This is a genomic window from Maribacter sp. UH1, from assembly GCF_056839145.1.
Genome location: NZ_CM166387.1, coordinates 992,670 through 1,015,029, shown reverse-complemented (window position 1 = coordinate 1,015,029; position 22,360 = coordinate 992,670). Strand labels below are relative to the sequence as shown.

Annotated in this window: 21 protein-coding genes; 16 read left to right on the top strand and 5 right to left on the bottom strand. The window is 34.4% G+C overall.

What is annotated here, in order from left to right; genetic code table 11:
• Positions 1-17 precede the first annotated feature (17 nt).
• On the bottom strand, positions 18-830 hold the full coding sequence (locus UH1x_RS04455; RefSeq protein ID WP_482625366.1) for a hypothetical protein: 813 nt from the start codon (positions 828-830) through the stop codon (positions 18-20).
• A 107-nt stretch (positions 831-937) separates the two neighbouring features.
• On the opposite strand from UH1x_RS04455, the gene rsgA reads away from it, so the two are divergent.
• The 13 genes from rsgA (at position 938) to UH1x_RS04390 (ending at position 16,214) form a co-directional block, all read left to right on the top strand.
• Positions 938-1,891 (top strand): ribosome small subunit-dependent GTPase A, encoded by a 954-nt coding sequence (rsgA, locus tag UH1x_RS04450; RefSeq protein ID WP_482625364.1) that lies wholly within the window; start codon positions 938-940, stop codon positions 1,889-1,891.
• The gene (gene dtd / locus UH1x_RS04445) at positions 1,888-2,340 is read left to right on the top strand and encodes a D-aminoacyl-tRNA deacylase (RefSeq protein WP_482625362.1); all 453 of its coding nucleotides are present in this window, start codon (positions 1,888-1,890) and stop codon (positions 2,338-2,340) included. The genes rsgA and dtd overlap by 4 nt, the downstream gene beginning before the upstream one ends.
• Before the next feature lie 78 nt (positions 2,341-2,418).
• Positions 2,419-4,311, top strand: coding sequence for a DUF3857 domain-containing protein (locus tag UH1x_RS04440; RefSeq protein ID WP_482625360.1), 1,893 nt, complete (start codon positions 2,419-2,421; stop codon positions 4,309-4,311).
• A 9-nt stretch (positions 4,312-4,320) separates the two neighbouring features.
• On the top strand, positions 4,321-6,267 hold the full coding sequence (locus UH1x_RS04435) for a transglutaminase (RefSeq protein WP_482625359.1): 1,947 nt from the start codon (positions 4,321-4,323) through the stop codon (positions 6,265-6,267).
• Positions 6,268-6,337: 70 nt separating this feature from the next.
• Positions 6,338-8,314 carry a DUF3857 domain-containing protein gene (locus tag UH1x_RS04430; protein WP_482625357.1) on the top strand — a complete coding sequence of 659 codons (1,977 nt, stop codon included), beginning with the start codon at positions 6,338-6,340 and terminating at the stop codon, positions 8,312-8,314.
• Between the two features lie 8 nt (positions 8,315-8,322).
• On the top strand, positions 8,323-8,649 hold the full coding sequence (locus tag UH1x_RS04425) for a nucleotide pyrophosphohydrolase (RefSeq protein WP_036156250.1): 327 nt from the start codon (positions 8,323-8,325) through the stop codon (positions 8,647-8,649).
• A gap of 37 nt (positions 8,650-8,686) precedes the next feature.
• Positions 8,687-9,916 carry a 3-phosphoshikimate 1-carboxyvinyltransferase gene (gene aroA / locus UH1x_RS04420; RefSeq protein ID WP_482625355.1) on the top strand — a complete coding sequence of 410 codons (1,230 nt, stop codon included), beginning with the start codon at positions 8,687-8,689 and terminating at the stop codon, positions 9,914-9,916.
• 79 nt (positions 9,917-9,995) lie between these two features.
• Positions 9,996-11,045: a tRNA preQ1(34) S-adenosylmethionine ribosyltransferase-isomerase QueA gene (queA, locus tag UH1x_RS04415; RefSeq protein WP_036156247.1), complete on the top strand. Its 1,050-nt coding sequence runs from the start codon at positions 9,996-9,998 to the stop codon at positions 11,043-11,045.
• Positions 11,046-11,149: 104 nt separating this feature from the next.
• Positions 11,150-12,193, top strand: a complete 1,044-nt coding sequence (gene rlmN, locus UH1x_RS04410) for a dual-specificity RNA methyltransferase RlmN (RefSeq protein ID WP_482625354.1) — start codon at positions 11,150-11,152, stop codon at positions 12,191-12,193.
• 438 nt (positions 12,194-12,631) lie between these two features.
• Positions 12,632-13,609 (top strand): polyprenyl synthetase family protein, encoded by a 978-nt coding sequence (locus UH1x_RS04405; RefSeq protein WP_482626485.1) that lies wholly within the window; start codon positions 12,632-12,634, stop codon positions 13,607-13,609.
• Between the two features lie 136 nt (positions 13,610-13,745).
• Entirely contained in the window at positions 13,746-14,309 is a 564-nt protein-coding gene (locus tag UH1x_RS04400; RefSeq protein WP_324025557.1) for an RNA polymerase sigma factor, read from the top strand.
• The gene (locus tag UH1x_RS04395; RefSeq protein ID WP_482625352.1) at positions 14,296-15,045 is read left to right on the top strand and encodes a hypothetical protein; all 750 of its coding nucleotides are present in this window, start codon (positions 14,296-14,298) and stop codon (positions 15,043-15,045) included. The genes UH1x_RS04400 and UH1x_RS04395 overlap by 14 nt, the downstream gene beginning before the upstream one ends.
• Before the next feature lie 89 nt (positions 15,046-15,134).
• Positions 15,135-16,214: a porin family protein gene (locus tag UH1x_RS04390; protein ID WP_482625350.1), complete on the top strand. Its 1,080-nt coding sequence runs from the start codon at positions 15,135-15,137 to the stop codon at positions 16,212-16,214.
• 58 nt (positions 16,215-16,272) lie between these two features.
• Here UH1x_RS04390 and UH1x_RS04385 read toward each other — a convergent pair whose 3' ends face one another.
• On the bottom strand, positions 16,273-16,524 hold the full coding sequence (locus tag UH1x_RS04385; protein WP_482625348.1) for a zinc-ribbon domain-containing protein: 252 nt from the start codon (positions 16,522-16,524) through the stop codon (positions 16,273-16,275).
• A gap of 68 nt (positions 16,525-16,592) precedes the next feature.
• On the opposite strand from UH1x_RS04385, the gene dnaG reads away from it, so the two are divergent.
• The gene (dnaG, locus tag UH1x_RS04380) at positions 16,593-18,578 is read left to right on the top strand and encodes a DNA primase (protein WP_482625346.1); all 1,986 of its coding nucleotides are present in this window, start codon (positions 16,593-16,595) and stop codon (positions 18,576-18,578) included.
• Positions 18,579-18,651: 73 nt separating this feature from the next.
• On the opposite strand, the gene UH1x_RS04375 is transcribed toward dnaG, so the two are convergent.
• Complete coding sequence (locus UH1x_RS04375; protein WP_036156232.1) at positions 18,652-19,281, bottom strand: response regulator; 630 nt, start codon at positions 19,279-19,281, stop codon at positions 18,652-18,654.
• A gap of 166 nt (positions 19,282-19,447) precedes the next feature.
• A complete protein-coding gene (gene nadE, locus UH1x_RS04370) occupies positions 19,448-20,236 on the bottom strand; it encodes an NAD(+) synthase (protein ID WP_482625345.1) in 789 nt (262 codons plus the stop codon).
• A gap of 70 nt (positions 20,237-20,306) precedes the next feature.
• Between nadE and gldB the strand changes: the two genes are divergently transcribed.
• Together gldB and gldC are read left to right on the top strand one after the other, a co-directional pair.
• Complete coding sequence (gldB, locus tag UH1x_RS04365) at positions 20,307-21,284, top strand: gliding motility lipoprotein GldB (protein ID WP_482625343.1); 978 nt, start codon at positions 20,307-20,309, stop codon at positions 21,282-21,284.
• Positions 21,285-21,626: a gliding motility protein GldC gene (gene gldC / locus UH1x_RS04360; protein ID WP_036156228.1), complete on the top strand. Its 342-nt coding sequence runs from the start codon at positions 21,285-21,287 to the stop codon at positions 21,624-21,626.
• Here gldC and UH1x_RS04355 read toward each other — a convergent pair.
• Entirely contained in the window at positions 21,623-22,282 is a 660-nt protein-coding gene (locus UH1x_RS04355) for a DUF2306 domain-containing protein (RefSeq protein WP_482625342.1), read from the bottom strand. The two genes, gldC and UH1x_RS04355, sit on opposite strands and share 4 nt — an antisense overlap.
• Positions 22,283-22,360 lie beyond the last annotated feature (78 nt).

Genomic DNA, 22,360 nt, shown 5'->3' with positions numbered 1-22,360 from the left:
AATATGTGTGTTTTTTTCTATTGAATAGAGAAATCAAAAACCGATTGGTTCTCTCTACCTTGAGGTACTTGACCTTGGTATATAAAGCAATATTCACCTGGCTCTAAAGAATCAGGAGTTACTTTAAATTTGTGACTTTCAATTTCTTCAATAGCAAAGTTAAGCGCGTATTTAGGGTCTATACCACTACTGCTAGTAATCCAACTACTTTTACCAGTAATTACCTCTCTAAGATTCTTTTTCTCTTTTACGGTAAGTTTTACCAAAACAAACTCGTTAGGGTTGCTAGCCATTCTAAACCACCAGTTAAAGATACCTGTATCTCCACCTTGATTGTTTTGCATGTTATCCACTTGAGTTACACTAGGGTCAAAGATGAAAGTGAATTCAGGCTGACTTTGACGAATAACGTTGTTAGATTGTGTTTTTGGTAATTGTGCCTTTTTCTTCGCGTTTATTAAACCAGAAACTAATTTCTGTGCTACTTGGTTAGAATTAGAACCAGAGAATACACTTGGTTGTACTAATTTATCTTCACCACTGGCATCAGTATAATAAATACCCGTTTTAGACATGGTGTTCTGTTTAGACTTGTCCATAATTAAAGACAAAACTTCAGAAGATACACCGGCATTTTTCATTTGCCCAAGAGCTGTAATAGAGGCATCGAACTTAACATCAGAAGTATTTATTTTATCTATGATCATATAATCGTCAAAACCAAGTTCGACCATTTGCACTACAGATTCATTCGTAATAGTTTCTTGGGCAGCCCCAAAAGTGAATACCGATAGAGATAGTATTAGTAATGATTTTTTAATGAATTTCATTTTATAGAGTTTGGTTATTATTTACTATTATAGTTCTATTTCCAAATTTATATTAATTTTTATATTTAAAGCAGTTACTTTGTATAAAAGGACGGATTTTAGGGTAAATGGTAGGAATTGTTTATAAATCTACGGGGAGTTGGTACACTGTTAAGGCAGAAAATGGTGATTTCTATGAATGTAGAATAAAAGGGAAGTTTAGAATTAAGGGAATAAAAAGTACGAATCCTGTTGCTGTTGGTGATAGCGTTCGCTTTGAGGTTGAGACAATTGGCGATGATACCATTGGTATTATCAATGAAATTGAAACCCGCAAGAATTACATTATACGTAAGTCGGTCAACCTCTCTAAACAGACCCATATCATAGCAGCCAATTTGGATCAAGTTTTTTTATTGGTTACATTGAACAACCCGCCAACCTATCCGGTTTTTATAGACCGTTTTTTAATTACTGCCGAAGCTTATGAGATTCCTGTAGTATTACTTTTCAATAAAGTGGATACATATGCTCCAGAGGAGTTAGATGAGATTAAGTTTTTGGCAGCCTTATATCGTAATATAGGTTATACCTGTATTGGTATTTCTGCAGCTACAGGTAAGAATGTAGATAAGGTCAAGGAAATGATGAAAGGTAAAACCTCTATGTTTTCCGGTCACTCAGGTGTAGGTAAATCCACATTGGTAAATGCCATTGAACCAGATTTAGATATTAAGACCAAACAAATTTCTCAACAGCACGCTCAAGGTCAGCATACAACCACCTTTGCAGAAATGTTTGACCTTAGTTTTAATGCCCGAATTATAGATACTCCGGGTATTAAGGGATTCGGAATTGTAGATATGGAAAAAGAGGAAATAGGAAACTATTTTCCTGAGTTCTTTGAACTGAAACAAGATTGTAAATTCAATAACTGTATTCATGTAGACGAGCCAAAATGTGCTGTAAAAGATGCCTTAGAAAATGGTGATATAGCATGGAGTAGGTATAATAGTTACTTACAGATGATAAAAGGAGAAGACGAGAATTATAGGGTAGATATACATGACGAGAAAAAATGAGAGTAGTACTGCAAAGAGTTTCAAAAGCAAGTGTAACGGTTGAGGGGAAAAAAATCAGTTCCATAAATGAAGGATTGCTCATTTTTGTAGGAATTGAGGATGAAGATACCCAAGTTGATATTGACTGGTTAACGAATAAAATAGCAAACCTACGTATTTTCAATGATGAAGACGGAGTGATGAATAGGTCACTTTTAGATACAAAATGTGATGCAATAGTTGTCAGTCAGTTTACTTTACATGCCAGTACAAAAAAAGGGAATCGCCCTTCATATATAAGAGCAGCAGGACCTGATATAGCTATTCCGTTATATAAATCTTTCAATTCTACGTTAGAATCAAAGTTGGGGAAGAAAATAGGTACAGGTATATTTGGTGCAGATATGAAGGTAGAATTGTTGAATGATGGACCTGTTACTATACTAATAGATACGAAAAACAAGAAGTAAACATTATTACTTTTTTTTAACAATTTTGTAAGAAAAATTATATTTTATCGTTAGTATTGCTCAGCCAAACTAAAAATAATGCGATTTTTTTTATTAGTGAGCTTGATCTTTACTACGGTCTTAAGCGCTCAAACAAACTACTCTGTCTCTTCAATAAATGACTCTTTAAAAGAAAATGCCAATGCGGTAGTTCGGTTAGATGAAACAAATGTTGAAATCATCGCAAAAAATAAAATGGAGGTAACCAATCGTAGGGTTATTACCATTCTAAAAAAAGCAGGTGAGAGTTCGATAAAACCCTATGCGTTTTACAATCCCAAAACTAAAATAACAGATATAATAGCGCATATTTATAATGATAAAGGGGTAGAAATTGAAAAAATAAGAAGAAAGGATTTTATAGATGTTAGTGCAGTTGATGGAGGAACCTTATATGGTGATTCTAGGGTCAAGATATTTCGGTATACACCAACTTCTTACCCATATACTGTTGATTTTTCATATACTTATACAACACCTAATACGGCATTTTTACCTCGATGGATGCCTATTGATGACTATATGGTTAGTGTTGAGAGAAGTCTTTTTAATATGCAGATTGACAAATCATTAAAGTGGAGGAAAAAAGAAAAGAATTTTGATAATTATGCTGTTGTAAATAAATCATCTGAATTTCATCTAAGTTATGAAATGAACGATATAGCTGCACAAAAAAGAGAAGCTTTAAGTCCTTCTTTTTATCACTACGAACCTCAGCTAATGATTGCATTAGAAGAGTTTCATTTAGAAGGAGTTGATGGGGTCGCTAAAGATTGGAGATCGATGGGAAATTGGCAGTATAATAGTTTACTTGTTAACCGCGATATATTACCTGAGGCTACCATAAGTCTTATGAAACAAAAGCTTACGGGGATTACAGACAGGGTTGAAAAAATAAAGAAAGTATATGAATATGTTCAAAATAATACGCGTTATATTTCAGTACAACTTGGTATAGGGGGGTGGCAGCCAATCTCGGCAGAAGAAGTAGATAGGGTGAAATACGGGGACTGTAAGGGATTGACCAATTATACAAAAGCACTACTAAAATCTCAAGGCATAGAATCTTACTACAGTGTGGTTCATGCTGGTAGATCAAAACTTAACATGGAAAAAGATTTTGCTATAATGCAGGGTAACCATGTTATTCTGAATGTACCTAACAATGAAGAAGATATTTGGTTAGAATGTACAAGTCAAAAAAATCCATTCGGATTTTTAGGTGATTTTACAGATGATAGGGACGTGCTCGTGATTAAACCATCTGGAGGTGAAATAAAGCATACCCACAAATACTTGAACGACAATAATTTACAGAAAACCATAGGTGAAATGGAAGTTACTGATTCTGGAGGTATAACCGCTAATTTGGAAATGGAAACCTATGGTGTTCAGTATGATAGTCATGCTGAAGTATTGTCACTATCTGAAAAAGATAAAAACGACTATTATACTGAATATTGGAGTAATATCAATGGCTTAAACTTAGATGAGATAATTTTTGATCATGATAAGAACAATATTCGATTAACTGAAAAAATAAGGTTGTCAACACAATCATACGTTACGAAAATGGGAGATGACTTATTGTTCAAACCAAATGCTTTTAATGCGAGTAAATATGTTCCAAGTCGGTATAATGATAGGAAATTATCTTTTGAAATAGATAGAGGTTATACAGACAATGATGAAATAGATATAAAACTGCCTGTAAATTATAAGCTCGGAAAATTACCCACTCCAGTAATCATAACTTCAGAGTTTGGCAATTATGAAATGTCAATAGAGAGAATTGCTGAAAATGAATTGCGTTACAAACGAAAAATTCAGATGAAGAGCGGGCTCTACGATAAAAGTAAATATGATGGTTATCGCGATTTTCGAAAGAAAATTAAAAAGTATGATAACATGAAAATTGTATTAAATAAATAATTAGTAAATATGTCTCAGATTAAAATAGTTATATCCATAACTCTGTTCTTTTCATTAATATGTAATGCTCAAGAGTTTAATTTTGGAAAGGTGTCGAAAGAAGAATTAATCGAGCAATCGTATCCTTCAGATTCTTCTGCTGTCGCAGCTTACCTTTATAAATATAGAAAGTCTTATTACGTCTACAGTCAAAATAGCGGATTGTCACTTGTAACAGACATACATGAGCGTGTAAAGATTTATGATAAAGCCGGCTTTGATTACGCGACCAAAATTATAAATTTAAGTAAAGGTGTTGGCAGTTCAGAGGTGGTTTCCAAGATAAAGGGTTTTACGTACTCTGTAATAGATGATAAAATAGTTGAGACTAAGTTAGAAAAAGATGGCATATTTAAATCTGAGTTTTCAAAAGGTTTGAACCAAGTAAAACTTACTATGCCAAAGGTGAAAGAAGGTAGTGTTCTCGAGTATAAATATAAAATTATATCTCCTTACTATGGCAGTATTGATGAGTTTCGTTTTCAAGAAGGAATACCCGTAAAACGACTTAAAGCTAGTATGGCTATTTTCGATTACTTCAGATTCAATCAACGTCAAAAAGGTTTTTTGGTACTAAACCCAAAAACAGATCGAGTAATGAACAATCAAGTTGGCACCTATGATATTGTAACTTCATATAGCCTTACAAATATTCCAGCTTTAATAGATGAGAGCTTTGTTAGTAATATTAACAATTACAGAGCAGGAGTAGATTTTGAAATTGTATCTGTTCAGTTTCCGGGTGAGATGACGGAAAATTTTGCTAAATCTTGGGAAAATGTTGTGGAGACGATTTACAAGAATACTTCATTTGGGAATGAGTTGAAAAAGAAAAACTTTTTTGAAGAAGATTTGGACAAATACCTGGAAGGGAGTGCTGATGAGAAACGAAGAGCACGGGTCGTTCTAGAATTTGTAAAAGAAAAGGTCAAATGGAATAAAAATTACGGTGTTGGAACTGAGGAAGGTGTAAAAAAGGCATATAAAGAAGGTATAGGTAATACTGGTGATATAAATTTATTGTTAGTGACCTGTTTAAAATATGCAGGTCTAGACGCTTATCCTGTGATTTTAAGCACTAGGGATCATGGCGTTCAATTATTTCCCACTTTAAAAGGGTTCAATTATGTAATCGCTGGTATAAAAAATGGCGATTCTTATACTGTCTTAGATGCAACTGAAAAGTATAGCGCTGTTGATGTTTTGCCAATGCGGGATTTAAATTGGTTTGGTAGAGCGATCCAAAAAGATGGTACCGGGGTGATGGTGGACATGTCTCCGGAAAGAAAATCTATTGAGACTACCATGGTGAATTTGGTTCTTGGTGATGATTTAAATTTTGAAGGTTCTGTGAAACAGCGTTATTCAGATTATTATGCAATGCTTTTAAGAGAAAAGTATAATAATGTAACTGAAGCTGAATATATTCAAGATTTAGAAATAAAATATGAAGGGCTTGAAATATCAGATTTTAAAATAAAGAATGCAGCTCAATCTGACAAAAAATTAAACCAAGCTTATAGCATTAGTTTAGGAGAAAGTGTTGATGATACTGGAGATAAATTATATTTTTCCCCATTATTATACTTATCTCAATTAGAATCACCTTTTAAAGCTGAAAAAAGGGAATTTCCAGTTGATTTTGGTTATCCATGGGAAGATCGTTTTATAATTAATATTGAACTTCCAGAAAATTATCAAGTAGGAGCTTTACCGGAGAATAAAATACTTTCTTTACCAAATAAATTAGGGCAATTTCACTTTCAAGTAACTAATTTGAAAAATACACTTCAAATTTCTTCTAAAATCAGTTTTAATAAATCTTTGGTTTCTAGTGAAAATTACGAGCAACTAAAAGAATTTTATCGCCAGATTATTGAGAAGCACTCGGAAAAAGTCATGTTAGAGAAAATTTAGGAAACTCAAGAATCAAGTTTGAGGATAAATCTTTATCCAATAATATTCATCAATTTATTACTATTTATTTATGCCCTATTTTAGAGTAACAACAATCTTTTGCGCATTATTTTTTTACTTTCAAAGCGGTATCTCTCAAGAAAAACCGGAATTCGGTGTTATTTCAAAATCAGAAAGTGAATTTACTTCATATGAAAAAGATGCGGAAGCAACAGCGGTTTATCTGTATGAGTATGGTGATAATTATTTTGAAATTAGAGATGATTATATCTACTTAATAACAAAATATCATGCCAAAATTAAAATACTAGAAAAAGAAGGTTTTGATTATACAAATATTGAAATACCATTGTACCGTTCCAAGAAGAGAAAAGAGAAAATAGTTAATATAAAGGCTTTTACACATAACGGAGAAATGAAGCATTCTGTAAAGACTAGTGAGTTTTTCAATGAGGAAGTTAATGATAAATGGACGCAAACAAAATTCACTTTTCCTAATGTAAAAGAAGGGTCTATCGTTGAATATGAATATGAAATGCAATCTCCTTTTTACTTTAATTTTACAGGTTGGGATTTTCAATCCAATATTCCTAAGCTGTACTCTGAATTTAATGCTAAAATACCCGGTAATTGGCTTTATAATAGAAGTTTGAAAGGAAGTTTGGATTTAGATGTAAATGACGCTGATATTGTAAAAGGTTGTTTTAGTTTTCCAGGTACTAAAGATGATAGCGATTGCGAATCTTTAAAATATATCATGAAAGATATTCCTGCATTTAAAGATTCTGAAGAATATATGCTTTCATCTAATAACTATAGATCTAAGTTAGAGTTTGAACTTTCAGAATATAAAAGTTTCTATGGTGGTTCAGACAAATACACAAAATCATGGGACGATGTTGATAAGGAATTTAAAACAGATAAGGATATAGGAAATCAGCTTCGTAAAAAAAGTTTTTTTGAAAAAAATGTAGATAAGAGTCTATTGACGGAAGGTGATGAAATTACCCGAGCCAAGAACATTTATGAGTTTGTGAAAAATCATTTCACTTGGAATGAAAAATATAGTATTTGGCAAGGTAATAAGGTTAAAAAGGCTTTTGATGAAAAAAAAGGTAATGTAGCCGAAATAAATATTGCATTAATAAACCTTTTAAACGCTGCTAATATTAAAACAAATATGATGGTTATGGCCACTCGAAAAAGAGGATTGCCAAAGAAGACCCATCCGGTAATGAACGATTTCAATTATATAGTTGCAAAAGTTGATATTGATGGTGAATCATATTTGTTGGATGCTACTGATAAGTATATGCCTTTTGGAATGCTACCTTTTCGTTGTTTAAATTACTACGGTAGGGTTATGGATTTTGATAATAATAGTTATTGGTATGATATTATGCCAGAAAAGTCAAATGCTGTTATGTTACGTGCTCAAATGACTATCAATCCAAATGAAGAAAAACTAACAGGGATATTTGATTTAATAAATTTAGGTTATAAAAAACTTTTTCAAGATGAAGTATTGGCAACAATAAATGAAGAAAGTTATATTGAAAAATTAGAGGAAGAGATTTCAGACGATTTCTATATTACTTCACACGAAAAAATATTAAAATACTCTAATGAAAAGAAAATTACCGAAAGGTTTAATTTTGAAATTGAAAATTTAATTCAGGGAGATAATATTTATTTGAATCCATTTGTGATCAAATTCTTTGATAAGAATCCTTTTGTAGCTTCAGAGAGAAACTACCCGGTTGATTTTGGTTATCCAATGAAATATCAATATGTTGTGAATATTAAAATACCAGATGGCTATCAATTAAAATCAATACCGGAAAACAAAAGCTTTACCATGCCAGATAATGGAGGTGTTCTAAAGTTAAATGTATCTGATAATACAAGTGGTACCCTTAATTTATTTTTTACTTTTGATTTGAATTCAGCACATTATCCTAATGGATATTATACAGGATTAAAACAAATTTTTAATGAAGCCGTAAAAAGTCAAAATCAATCCTTAATTGTTTTTGAAAAAATTTAGAATATCATATGAACATCAAAAACGCACAACTAGAAGTAGATAATTGGATTAAGGAACACGGCGTTCGTTACTTTAACGAGCTTACCAATATGGCGCAGTTAACCGAAGAAGTAGGGGAGGTTGCTAGAATTATTGCTAGACGCTATGGTGAGCAGAGTGAAAAGGAATCTGATAAGAATAAGGATCTCGGCGAAGAATTGGCAGATGTCATGTTTGTAGTGTTGTGTTTGGCAAATCAGACTGGTATCGATTTACAACAAGCTTTTGATAAAAAGTTAGATTTAAAAACAAAGCGTGATCATGACCGTCATCACAACAATAAGAAGTTGAAATAGGCGTATATTTGGCGTTCTATTTTTAAAACCATACGCTTTGAAACTTCACCTAACTGGTCCGTCAAATCATCAATTAAAAGATACTATAACTATTACAGGTTCTAAAAGTGAATCTAACCGTAGTTTATTATTGGCGGCATTATTTCCGGATATCAAAATAGAGAATATCTCAAATTCCGATGATGCCCAGGTAATGGCAAGGGGATTGGAAATTTCAGAAGGTACGGTAGATATTCATCATGCTGGTACGGCAATGCGTTTTTTAACGGGGTATTTCTCTTCTCAAGAAGGTAAAGATGTTATTCTTACGGGATCTAAAAGAATGACCGAAAGACCTATAAAAATACTTGTAGAAGCATTAAGAACCTTAGGCGCCGAAATCTCTTATGTGCAAGATGAAGGTTATCCACCTATAAAAATAAAAGGTCAACGTATTGTAAAAGATAAAGTAAGTTTACCTGCAAATGTGAGCAGTCAGTACATTTCTTCTTTACTGTTAATTGCACCAAGTTTAGAAAACGGATTGGAATTAGAACTGGTCGGTAAAATTACATCGGTACCTTATATAAAAATGACCTTGGCATTGCTTGAAGAAATAGGTGTAGAAACCTCTTTTGAAGGTAATAAGATTAAAGTATCGCCAAAAGCAAAAGTAGAGCCAACAACATTGGTGGTTGAATCTGACTGGAGTTCAGCATCTTATTTTTATGGAATTTGTGCACTTGCCGCTCCGGGTACTGAAATCACGTTATCTGCATACAAGCAGAAGAGTCTTCAGGGAGATAGCGTTCTTGCGGATATTTATACGGCATTTGGTGTAGAAACTACTTTTGGCGAAAATAAGGTTACCTTAAAAAAGACAGACAAAAAGGTATTGACAGAAAATGAAATCGATTTGGCCAACGCACCTGATATTGCACAAACAATTGCGGTAACGTGTTTCGGGTTAGGAGTAGGGTGCCATTTAACAGGTCTACATACCTTAAAAATTAAAGAAACCGATCGATTGGAAGCTCTTAATACGGAGCTATCTAAATTGGGGGCGAATATTTCAGTAACAGATAAAACGCTTACCATAGTGCCAAGTACTGAAATCAATTCAGATGTAGCTATAGATACCTATAACGATCATAGAATGGCTATGGCTTTTGCTCCATTGGCTATGAAAACTACTCTTTTTGTGAATGATGCAGAAGTAGTTTCAAAGTCTTATCCAGATTTTTGGAACGACTTAAAACAGCTTGATTTCGGGATAAAAGAATTATAATTAGTGTTTTACTTGACAAGGCCTATCTGCAGATTGTATATTTGCAGCCGCAATTTGCTACATTAAATATAACAGCTACATGAAATTATCAAATTTTAATTTTGAGCTTCCAGACGAATTATTGGCGGAGCATCCATCTGAAAATAGAGATGAGTCTAAATTAATGGTAATCCACAGAGATACCGGAAAAATTGAGCACAAGATGTTCAAAGACATGATCGACTATTTTGATGAAGGTGATGTTATGGTTTTGAACAACACTAAAGTTTTTCCTGCACGTTTATACGGTAATAAGGAAAAAACAGGTGCTCGTATAGAAGTTTTTCTTTTACGTGAGTTGAACGAAGAGCAACGTCTTTGGGATGTTCTTGTAGATCCAGCACGTAAAATACGTATTGGTAACAAGCTATATTTTGGTGATGATGAAACGTTGGTAGCTGAGGTTATTGATAATACTACATCTAGAGGTAGAACATTACGTTTCTTATATGATGGTGCTTACTTAGATTTCAGAAGAAAACTAAGAGAGCTGGGTGAAACACCTTTGCCAAAATATATTAAGAGAGATGTTGAGCCAGAAGATGAGGGTCGTTACCAAACTATCTATGCTAAACATGAGGGTGCAGTTGCTGCCCCTACTGCTGGTCTTCACTTTTCTAAGCACTTATTAAAGCGTTTAGAAATTAAAGGTGTTGATTTTGCAGAGCTAACGTTGCATGTTGGTTTAGGTACTTTTAACCCAGTTGAGGTTGAGGATCTTTCAAAGCATAAAATGGACAGTGAAGAAATGTTCATTGATGAAAAAGCTGCGGAAATCGTTAACAATGCAAAGTTACAGAAGCGTCGTATTTGTGCTGTAGGTACAACTGCAATGCGTGGATTGGAAAGTGCGGTTTCTTCTAAGCAAACATTGAATACATATGAAGGTTGGACGAATAAGTTCATTTTCCCTCCGTATGATTTTAGTATTGCAAATGCCATGATTACCAATTTCCACTTACCAAAATCTACATTGTTGATGATGGTATCTGCATTTATGGGTCATGATTTAATGAACAAAGCATATAAGGAAGCTATATTGGAAAGCTATAAGTTCTATTCTTATGGTGATGCCATGTTGATTATCTAAGTTTATAGCATACCTTATTTTATAAGGACAAATTTAAAATCCCGCTTTATCTACATATTGAGAAAGCGGGATTTTTATCACTAGTAATACCTACCTTTAAACAGATGGAAGAAATAAAGAAAAAAGATATCCGGGCACTAACGCGAGAGCAGCTTAGGGAGTTCTTTGTTTCTAATGGTGACAAAGCTTTTCGTGGTAATCAAGTTTACGAATGGTTATGGCAAAAAGCCGCTTATTCTTTTGATGTAATGACAAATCTGTCAAAAGAAACCAGGGAAATGCTAGAAGCTAATTTTGTTATCAACCATATTAAGGTAGATCAAATGCAGCGTAGTAGTGACGGTACCATTAAAAATGCCGTTCGTTTGCATGACGATTTAATTGTGGAGTCGGTATTGATTCCTACAAAATCAAGAACCACTGCCTGTGTATCTAGTCAGGTAGGTTGTAGTTTAGACTGTAGGTTCTGTGCAACGTCTCGTTTAAAACGAATGCGTAATTTGAATCCCGATGAAATATACGATCAAGTAGTTGCTATTGACAATGAAAGTAGATTGTATTTTGAAAGACCATTAAGCAATATCGTTTTTATGGGGATGGGAGAGCCTTTAATGAACTATAACAATGTATTGAAGGCAATTGATAAGATTACTTCCTCTGACGGATTGGCAATGTCTCCAAAGCGAATTACCGTTTCCACTTCTGGTGTGCCAAAGTTGATTCGTAAAATGGCAGACGATGAAGTAAAATTCAAACTGGCGGTTTCTTTACATTCCGCTGTAGATGAAATACGTACTTCTATAATGCCGTTCAATGCCAAGTTTACCTTAAGCGATTTAAGAGAGTCGTTACAATATTGGTATGAAAAAACAAGAAGTCGGATTACGTATGAATATGTAGTTTGGGACGGAATCAACGATACACAAAAAGATGTAGATGCTTTGGTAGAATTCTGTCGTTTTGCACCATCAAAAGTAAATTTAATAGAATATAATCCCATTGATGACGGAGAGTTCAAACAAGCCTCAAACGCAGCCATAGACCGCTACGTAAATTCATTGGAGAAGAATAATATTGTAGTAACGGTTCGTCGTTCTAGAGGAAAGGATATTGATGCCGCATGCGGGCAGTTAGCGAATAAAAGTTAGAAGTACAAAGTAATTAGTGCGAGGTACGAAGTGGAAAGTTCAAAGTAAAGAGTATTAAGTAGGAAGTCTGAAGTTAGAAAAGAGAATATAGAGTTTAGAAAACAGACTTGTTACGAAGTGTTATATTTAGCAAAGCTAAACTTAGAAAATACAAAGTATTAAGTAATATGAATTAAAAGAGTAATAGCTAACCTAACATCTTAGTACTTTATACTTAATACTAAAAACGCGAAGCGTTTAAACCAACAACCAACAACCAACAACCAACAACCAACAACCAACAACCAACAACCAACAACCAACAACCAACAACCAACAACCAACAACCAACAACCAACAACCAACAACCAACAACCAATCCCTTTAAACCATTATCTCCTTTCCTAGTACTGTTAACTGCTAGCTTTTGACTAATTTTAGCGTTCTAATACAGAGCAACTGAAAATAGTAGCACAAATAAAGGAACCTGTCTATCAGGAAATGGAGTTGTTTGAATCGAAGTTTAGAGATTCAATGACCTCTCAGGTTGCACTACTCAATAGAATCACCCATTATATTGTAAACCGCAAGGGAAAGCAAATGCGCCCTATGTTCGTTTTTCTAACGGCAAAAATGCTGAATAACGGAGAGGTGAACGAGCGTACCTATCGCGGAGCATCGGTTATAGAGCTAATACATACCGCAACATTGGTACATGATGATGTGGTCGATGAAAGCAATAAGCGTAGAGGATTCTTCTCCATAAATGCGCTGTGGAAAAATAAGATAGCTGTTTTAGTAGGCGATTACTTGTTGTCTAAAGGTCTTTTACTTTCTATAGATAATGAAGATTTCGATTTACTTAAAATTATCTCTGTTGCCGTTCGTGAAATGAGCGAAGGCGAGTTGTTGCAAATAGAGAAAGCTAGACGTTTAGATATCACCGAAGATGTCTATTATGATATTATCAGACAAAAAACGGCAACATTGATAGCAGCATGCTGTTCTCTCGGTGCTTGTTCAGTAAAGCCAGAAAGCGAAGATGTAGAAATTTTCAGGAAATTCGGAGAACTCTGCGGAATGGCATTTCAGATCAAAGATGACCTTTTTGATTATGGAACCAAACAAATAGGAAAGCCAACCGGTATTGATATTAAAGAGCAAAAAATGACGTTGCCATTAATATATGCGCTAAACCACTGTACCAAAAAAGAGAAAAGCTGGGTCATCAATTCTATCAAAAATCATAACCAAGATAAAAAGCGCGTCAAGGAAGTTATTGCTTTTGTAAAAGAAAAAGGCGGATTGGATTATGCGGTAACTAAAATGTTACAGTATAAAGATGAGGCTTTGGGACTGCTAAGTGAATATCCAGAATCTGAGTACAAAAGTGCATTGGAATTGATGGTAAACTATGTGGTAGATCGTAAAAAGTAAATATTTCTATTAATAATTTTTAAGTTTAATTAATTGTATTTCAGTTGGTTGTAAATTATTTTTAATTTTTATTTATCTTCAGGCAACTATATGTTCTTCTTCTGCGTCTATGCTAATAGAAGACCAAACCAATATTTTGAAAATTATACCTTTTTATAAAAACGAGAAGCAGCTCATTAAAAAAGCAACATCGGGTAACCGCGATGCGCAAGAGCGTTTGTATAAAAAACATGCTCCAAAAATGTTGAGTGTCTGCCGTCAGTATATTAAAGATATTCATTTTGCAGAAGATGTAATGGTGCAAGGTTTTCTGAAAATGTTCAACAAGCTAGATACATTTAAGTTTGAAGGTAGTTTTGAAGGTTGGTTACGGCGGATAATGATCAGGGAAAGTATCTCTTATTTACGAAAACAACAGTTTGTAGTGTATGATGATGAGGTGTACGAAAAGAATCAATCTGAAGAAATATCGCAAAGTACAGATTTAGATACAGAGCATATTCAACAATTGATAGATGCTTTACCACAAGGCTATAAAATGGTGTTTGTACTGTATACTGTAGAAGGGTATAAGCATAAAGAAATTGCAGAAATGCTTTCTATAACCGAAAGCACTTCAAAAACTCAGTTATTAAAAGCCCGAAAATTGCTTCAAGATCAATTAAGGCAACAAAATATTATAGGGTATGGAAACCGATAAATTTGAAAAACATATAAAAACCAAGTTTCAAGAACGGGAGATTAATCCGTCAGAAAATGGGTGGTCTAAAATAGCATCAGAATTAAAAGATGATGATACAAAGAAGAAACCTGTGTATTTATGGATGGGTGTTGCCGCTAGCGTTATAGTGTTGTTGGGTGTTGCATTATTTTATTTTAATGATACTAATGAGTTAAACGAATCACCAATAGAATTGGTAGAGATAGAAAACGAAGATAAGGTCGAAGAGGTAATCATTAAAGACCCAGCTCATCTTAAAGAAGAACAAATAGTTGTTCTGCAAACAGAAACTAAGACGGAGAGTATACCTGTAGAAAAGGTAGAAGTTGAAGTGCCTAATACAAAAGAGAATATCAATTTAAATGATGCTATAGAAGTAGCTGCAGTAGAACATGTATCTACGGATATTTCCAATACTAAATTAGAAGTATCAGATGAAATCATTAATTCCAAAGTTGCGGATATAGTAGCTCAAGTAGATGTTTTGGAGCAAAGTAGCGTGGTTACAGATGCAGAAGTAGATTCATTATTGAAACGGGCACAAGATGAAATTTTAAGAGAACGAATATTTAATACAGATAATACTGTCGATGCAATGGCTTTGTTGACAGAGGTTGAAGAAGAACTTGATCAATCTTTCCGAGACCAAATTTTTGATTCCCTAAAAGCCGGTTTTATAAAAGTGCGAACTGCAGTGGCAGACCGCAATAATTAATCAATCACAAATCGTTTTATCCTACATCTCTATAAAATGCTATAGGGACAGGGAGCGGAGTTTTATTCATCAAAAAAATCAAAATCGAAATGAGAACAATTACAATGTATTTAATGGTGTTGCTGACACTCTTTATGGTGCAAAATTCAGTAGCGCAAGAAGATTATCAAAAGACAATCGATATTTTAAAAGAGCAGAAGCTTAGTATTACTAGGCAAGAGAAAGAAGCATTAAAATTTGAAATAGCGGAAATAGTAAAACAGTTAGAGGGTGGAGAAATTACACAAGAAGAGGCGGATGATTTGAAAATGAAAGCAGCTGAAAAGCATGCGTTAAATATTGAAGATAGAATTGCTATTATCAACAATAAAATTTCATTGCTAGAAAGGAACAATGGCGAAGTGAAAGAATTGGATACCTTGAATTATAAATTTGCATTTCAAATCGGATTTGGTGATGATAAGGATGGAGGTAAACTACTGGGTTTTAGACTTAATGAAAACCAGAATAGAAAAGAACCTATTTATGATAGAAGAACATATTCAGATTTGGTAATTGCAGTGGGTCTAAATAATGCCATAGTTGAAGGTCGGTCTCTTAATGATTCACCTTATAAAATAGGAGGTAGTAGATTTTTTGAAATGGGATGGCAATGGCGTACCAGAGTATTTAAAAACACAAATTTCTTAAGATTCAATTATGGATTCTCATTTCAGTTTAATGGTTTAAAACCTAAAGATAATCAGTATTTGGTGTCACTGGAAAACGGACAATCAGAACTACAAGAGTTTGAATATGAGTTAGACAAGTCGAAATTCAGAATGGATAACCTGGTTTTTCCTATGCATTTCGAGTTTGGACCATCAAAACAGAGTACAAGCGAAAAAAAGATGAGATACTCTTTAAAGAACCAATTCAGAGTCGGAGTTGGGGGTTATGGAGGATTTAATTTAGGCACACGTCAAAAATTAAAATACAACCTTGACGGTGATAATGTAAAGGATAAGTTGAAGCGTAGCTATAATACCAATGATTTAATTTATGGTTTAAGTGCCTACGCCGGTGTTGACGGTTTTCTATTATATGTGAAGTATGATTTAAATCCTATTTTTAAAGATGCAGCTGTAGAACAACGAAATGTTTCCTTGGGTCTTCGTTTCGACCTTTAATAAAATATTCATCAATCTAATTAGCTGTGGTGCCGTGTTTAATTACCGATTACTGCAGCTAATCAGTTGTTTTAGAAAGTTCTAAATTCATCTCTTCGGTAAACTCATTCTCATAATAACCACGTTTACAGTGACTACATTCTATGGTAGTAGTACTAGAAATTTTAAAAAGCTTGATCCAAAAAATATGAAAGTAGTTCTTTTGGGTAACAGCTATCAACGTCCCTAGTTGTTTACAATATGGGCATTCACAATTAAAAAGATGTTTAGTTTTGGGCTTTCCAGGTCTAGTACCAAAGAATAGAATCATTATTGTTATTTTTGATGTTCTAATTTACACAAATTTATTTCCCTCCTTCAGAGGGCTTAGGTAGCAATATGATTTCAAAAATTACCATAGATAAAGTTTATGAAACCGCTCGTTTAGAAGAGGTAATTGGTGATTTTGTACAGTTGAAGAAATCAGGCTCTAATTTTAAAGGTCTTAGTCCGTTTACAGATGAACGTTCCCCAAGTTTTATGGTATCTCCCGTAAAACAGATTTGGAAAGATTTCAGTAGTGGAAAAGGGGGTAATGTGGTTGCTTTTTTAATGGAGCACGAGCATTTCACCTATCCTGAGGCTATAAAGTATTTAGCAAAGAAATACAATATTGAAGTAGAGGAGACAGAACAGTCTAACGAACAAAAAGAGCAAGCCAGTGAGCGCGAAAGCATGTATCTGGTATCTGAATTCGCCCAAACACATTTTAAGGAAATGTTGTGGGAATCTGAGTTGGGTAAGGCAATTGGTTTAAGCTATTTCAAAGAGCGTGGTTTTACAGATGAAACTATTAAGAAATTTGAATTAGGATATTGTCTTGATCAATGGGACGGTTTTACAACTGCAGCATTAGATAAGGGGTATAAGCTGGAATACCTCTCAAAAACGGGACTCACTATTGTCAAAGAAGATCCTAACAACCCAAACGGTTCAAGAAAGTTTGACCGATTTAAAGGCCGGGTTATGTTTCCTATTCACTCGTTAAGTGGTCGTGTACTAGGTTTTGGCGGACGTATTTTAACGAACGAGAAAAAGGCAGCCAAATATCTGAATTCTCCCGAAAGTGAGATTTACCATAAGAGTAAGGTGTTGTATGGTATTTACCATGCAAAGCAGTCTATTGCAAAAGAAGATAATTGTTATTTAGTAGAGGGCTATACGGATGTTATTCAATTTGCGCAACGTGGTATTGATAACGTGGTGTCTTCTAGTGGTACGGCATTAACGCCAGAGCAAATTAGGTTGATCAACAGATTGACCAAAAATATAACTGTGTTGTTTGATGGGGATGCGGCAGGTCTGCGTGCATCGCTTCGTGGTATAGATTTAATTTTGGAGCAGGGTATGAATGTACGTGTATGTACATTCCCAGAAGGTGAAGATCCAGATAGTTTTGCTAAGAATAATGAGCTAGATGATGTCATGACATATCTTAATGACAACTCTAAAGATTTTATACAGTTTAAGGCGTCACTACTTGTAAAAGAGGCGGATAACGACCCAATTAAAAGGGCGGATACAGTAAGGGATATCGTGAACAGTATAGCTAAGATTCCCGATCGTATTCAAAAAGAGATTTATATACAAGAGTGCGCACAGATCATGAATATATCTGAAGCTGTATTGTTCAATACACTAGCGCAGATAGGTAAGAAGGAAGATAAAAATGTACAAGCACAACAAAAAGAAGAGCAAAAGGCTTTTGATGTTGTTCGCAATACCAATGAGGAAAAACAAGAAAAAGTAGATGTACAGTATTTGTTAGAGCGAAAAATTATTGAATCGCTTATGCTGTATGGTAATCATAAAGAGCAGTTTGAAGACCTGGTTTTAAAAGAAAATGATGCCGGAGATTTAGTACTGGAGCCGGAAATATCAGAAATTAAGGTGTACGAGAAAATCTACTTGGATCTGCAGGAAGATGAAATAGAGCTGGCCAATGAAGATTTTCGTAAAATGTATGCTAGGTTAATAGAGGCTTTAAATGAAAAGGAGGAATTTTCCATAACTACATTCGTCAATAGTCTAGAGCAAGAAATGGCCAATCAAATATCTTCTATTTTAATGGAAGAAGAACGTTACATTTTGCATGATTGGGAGCGAAAGGAAATTTTCCCCAAGAGTAAGGAAATAGGTGTGGCACAGTTAGTAAGTGAGACCATACTCACGCTACGTTGTTTTTTGATAAAAAAGAGGATGAACACTTTGCAAAACACTACTGAAGATTCTACTACGGATCATAGGGAAGTGCTAGAGGAGATTATGAACTACATTCAGTTGAATAAGTTGTTGAATAAAAAACTGAATAGGGTGTTATCATAAAATAGGGAAGAGTGTATAAATAAAAAGACCTGCTAAAAGCAGGTCTTTTTTTATTTTATTCAGTTGTAAGAATTTAGTACAATTCTAAGGCTTTTGCCTGTTGTAATAAATCTACCATGTTGTCTACATTTAATTTTTTCATTAAACGAGCTTTATAGGTACTAACTGTTTTTTCATTTAGGTTCAAGCCTAATGCAACTTCTTTGTTACGTTTACCACTAGCTAAAAGTTTTAATACTTCTATTTCTCTAGTTGATAGTTTTCTAAAGAACCTTCTTGGTTTTTTAGTTCCTTCATCAAAAGCAAGACGTTGTGCAAGTTCGTTTGTAATGAACATGCTACCTTCACTTACTTTAGTTACTGCTGCAGTAATGTATTCTACACCAGAAGATTTAGATAAATATCCAAAAGCACCGGCTCTTATGGCGCTAAGGGCATAAACATCTTCAGATTGTCCGCTGTACATAAGTACTTTTACGTCTGCGTAATCTTTTTTGATTTTGCGTAATGCCGCTATTCCATTAATATCTGGAATATCCATTTCTAGCATGACCACATCGGGGGTTGTGTCTTTGAGTTTTTCAAAAAGTTCTTCGGTAGTAGCTACCTCATCGATCAGTTCAAATCCCTCAGCGGATTCTAGAACCTTCCTAACTCCCATTCTTATGATAGGATGGTTATCCGCTATTAAAACTTTGATCATTAATTATTTTTTTATATAGAATTCAGGACTTTCTTTTGTATGAAAAGACAACATGCAATGTAAGGCTTAAAATTCTAAATTAGAAGTCAAAGTTGCATTATTTTACTTTTAACGTAAAATTTTAGACTTTATTTTCGATTTAATACCCTGATTCTTAGTTGAGTTGTTATTTTAACTCTTTTGGTATCTCACAAACCGGTATAGGTAGCATTTTATGCTGGTTCATTGTATTTAACCTTGTAAAGATAGTATAAACTTCCTTTTTTCTACCCTCAAAATCATCAATTTTTTTACCCTCGTCTTTCATGGTCATTGCCCATTCTAGTTCAGGATAAGAGGCTCCTATCTGATCTTCGTCTGTTCTATCATCACCCCATAAACCATCCGTTGGTGCTGCCTTTATAATTTCTTCATTTACACCTAATGCCTTTGCAATATCATATACTTCGGTCTTCATTAAGTCGGCTATCGGGCTTAAATCTACCCCACCATCGCCATATTTAGTATAAAATCCTACTCCAAAGTCTTCCACTTTATTTCCTGTACCTGCTACCAAATATCTTTCTAGAGCGGCAAAGTAGTACAAACTGGTCATACGTAAACGAGCTCTTGTATTGGCTAAAGACATAAATCTGTCTTCCTCATTATCAACCGTTGGTAGTGCATCCACTAAACTATCGAATACCGGTGTAAGATTAACTGGTTGTCTTCTAACATTCGGAAAATTGGCAATTAACCAGTCAATATGTCTAGAAGCACGATCACTTTGGTTCTCCGCTTGGTGAATTGGCATCTCTAGACAAAGTAGGTCTAAACCCGTCTTTGCGCAGAGGGTGGAAGTAACAGCAGAATCAATTCCGCCAGACACGCCAATTACAAAACCTTTCTGTTTTGCATTTGTAGCATAATCTTTTAACCATTTAACAATGTGCTCAATTACCTTTTCCGTTTGCATACCGCTCTAATTATTTAGTAAAATCAATTAACTTTGCCCTAAAAATAAGTTGAACACTGTAAATAATAAAATGTATTTTAAAATACTTGCCAAGGTCAAACCTATTTTTATGCTATTATCAGTTTTTTTCATTCTTTCTAGCTGTAATGATAGTGATAAGGTAGCAAAAGAGATTGCCGCTATACCGATGGACCTAAAGATTTCTCGATTTGATCGTGAGTTCGCCGCTGCAGGTGAAAAAGGTTTGCCGGGATTACGTAAAACATATCCGTACTTGTTTCCAGCACCAGATAGTGTTTGGATCGCAAAAATGCAAGATTCGCTTCAGATAGAGTTATTTCAAGAGGTGGGTAATGCATTTCGTAGTTTTGAAGATGAACAAGAAGGTTTGGTACAATTGTTCAAGCATATTAAATACTATTTTCCGCAGTATAAGGTTCCAAAAATACTAACGGTAACCAATGATGTTGATTATAATAACAGAATTATTTTAACGGATAGTTTGTTGTTCATCAGCCTTGATAATTACTTGGGGTCTGAGCATAAGTACTATGGTGGTTTTCAGCGTTACATAGCACAATCCTTAGATCGCAATTATCTAGTTAGTGATGTTGCAAGCGCATTTGCCAAGCAGGTTGTACCAAGACCTAGAGACCGCACATACCTTGCGCGTATGGTTTATTTTGGAAAAGAACTCTACCTTAAGGATAAATTGATGCCGGAGGCCAGCGATGGAAAAAAAATTGGGTATTCTCAAGAAGAAATAGACTGGGCAATTGCGAATGAAGAGCCTATGTGGAGAAACTTTATAGAGAACGAATATCTATATAGCACCGATAACAAATTAAATCAACGATTTTTAGAACCAGCACCCTTTTCTAAATTTGGATTAGAGTTGGACAATGAGTCGCCAGGAAGGTTAGGTCGTTATATAGGCTGGCAAATAGTACGTGCCTTTATGGAAAACAATGATGTAAGCATGATGCAGTTAATGCCAATGCCTGCGGATGAAATATTTAAGAAATCAAATTACAAACCGAGAAATTAGATGGCAGATTTACATACTTCAGAAATTACACTGCGCGTAGGATTAGATGAGAATAGAATTCCGGAAACATTAAACTGGTCTGCACAAGACGGTGGTATAGAGAATGAAGCCGCAAAGGCAATGCTATTATCCGTTTGGGATAGCAAAAACCAAGAGTCTTTAAAAATTGACCTATGGACTAAAGATATGCCTGTAGATGAGATGAAGACCTTCTTTCACCAAACCTTGGTTTCTTTGTCAGATACTTTTCTAAAGGCAACACAAGACGAAAAAATGACTGCTACCATGAAAGATTTCTGTGATTACTTCGCAGAAAACCTAAATCTTAAAGATCAAGGTTAAGCAGTTTTCAACTTCTTTTTTCCTTTTGTTTTTTTTATCCAATAGATAATATAGGCAGTTCCTAATACGGACGGAGTAAGCCATGACCAAAGATTATCTTGGTGCATACCTGCTACTATAAATGCGGTAACCGAGGCTATTAGAGCACCTAACATTCTGCTTAGGTGATTTATGAGCCAAAGTTTTCTGTTTTCTAATGTGGTCTTAAATAGTTTGTAGTCGCCAAAGGTTAAAAAGAGACCGGTTAGACCAAATACTAGATATAGGATACTGTGAGAATATCCTTGTATAAGTCCGGTAGTACCAAAACCAATCATTAATAGCGCGCAAACAGCCATAATTGCTGAAACTAAAATATCGGTCAAGTTCGCTTTTGTTTTTTTGGTCGATTTAAAGGTAAGTGCTCTATTACCTGCCATTACCATGTAAATGGTAAAAATGCCAATTAGGAATAAAAAGGTATTGATGTGATTGGGCATTCTAGCCACCACCAAAGAAATAGCAGAGCTTATAATCATAGACCAAGAAAACCATTTGCCCAGTCGTTTATGGTTTTGCTGTCCTTTTTTTACAATGATACTTGCAATACCGGTAATAAGTCCCACACCACCAAAAAAGGCGTGTATGTAAATGAATATTGTAATGATGTTCTCCATGGTCGGTTTGTTTTATGTTACTCAAAGATGAAGTAATCATTGTTCAGAAGTGAAGATAAGTTACTCAATTGAGGATTT

What these genes read in the sequence shown, in the direction of transcription:
- UH1x_RS04425 (WP_036156250.1), top strand. Translation starts at nt 8,323, where the DNA reads ATGAACATCAAAAACGCACAACTAGAAGTAGATAATTGGATTAAGGAA.
- UH1x_RS04395 (WP_482625352.1), top strand. Translation starts at nt 14,296, where the DNA reads ATGGAAACCGATAAATTTGAAAAACATATAAAAACCAAGTTTCAAGAA.
- queA (WP_036156247.1), top strand. Translation starts at nt 9,996, where the DNA reads ATGAAATTATCAAATTTTAATTTTGAGCTTCCAGACGAATTATTGGCG.
- UH1x_RS04435 (WP_482625359.1), top strand. Translation starts at nt 4,321, where the DNA reads ATGTCTCAGATTAAAATAGTTATATCCATAACTCTGTTCTTTTCATTA.
- rlmN (WP_482625354.1), top strand. Translation starts at nt 11,150, where the DNA reads ATGGAAGAAATAAAGAAAAAAGATATCCGGGCACTAACGCGAGAGCAG.
- gldB (WP_482625343.1), top strand. Translation starts at nt 20,307, where the DNA reads ATGTATTTTAAAATACTTGCCAAGGTCAAACCTATTTTTATGCTATTA.
- rsgA (WP_482625364.1), top strand. Translation starts at nt 938, where the DNA reads ATGGTAGGAATTGTTTATAAATCTACGGGGAGTTGGTACACTGTTAAG.
- UH1x_RS04430 (WP_482625357.1), top strand. Translation starts at nt 6,338, where the DNA reads ATGCCCTATTTTAGAGTAACAACAATCTTTTGCGCATTATTTTTTTAC.
- gldC (WP_036156228.1), top strand. Translation starts at nt 21,285, where the DNA reads ATGGCAGATTTACATACTTCAGAAATTACACTGCGCGTAGGATTAGAT.
- UH1x_RS04455 (WP_482625366.1), bottom strand. Translation starts at nt 830, where the DNA reads ATGAAATTCATTAAAAAATCATTACTAATACTATCTCTATCGGTATTC.
- UH1x_RS04375 (WP_036156232.1), bottom strand. Translation starts at nt 19,281, where the DNA reads ATGATCAAAGTTTTAATAGCGGATAACCATCCTATCATAAGAATGGGA.
- nadE (WP_482625345.1), bottom strand. Translation starts at nt 20,236, where the DNA reads ATGCAAACGGAAAAGGTAATTGAGCACATTGTTAAATGGTTAAAAGAT.
- UH1x_RS04440 (WP_482625360.1), top strand. Translation starts at nt 2,419, where the DNA reads ATGCGATTTTTTTTATTAGTGAGCTTGATCTTTACTACGGTCTTAAGC.
- dtd (WP_482625362.1), top strand. Translation starts at nt 1,888, where the DNA reads ATGAGAGTAGTACTGCAAAGAGTTTCAAAAGCAAGTGTAACGGTTGAG.
- dnaG (WP_482625346.1), top strand. Translation starts at nt 16,593, where the DNA reads ATGATTTCAAAAATTACCATAGATAAAGTTTATGAAACCGCTCGTTTA.
- UH1x_RS04355 (WP_482625342.1), bottom strand. Translation starts at nt 22,282, where the DNA reads ATGGAGAACATCATTACAATATTCATTTACATACACGCCTTTTTTGGT.
- UH1x_RS04390 (WP_482625350.1), top strand. Translation starts at nt 15,135, where the DNA reads ATGAGAACAATTACAATGTATTTAATGGTGTTGCTGACACTCTTTATG.
- UH1x_RS04385 (WP_482625348.1), bottom strand. Translation starts at nt 16,524, where the DNA reads ATGATTCTATTCTTTGGTACTAGACCTGGAAAGCCCAAAACTAAACAT.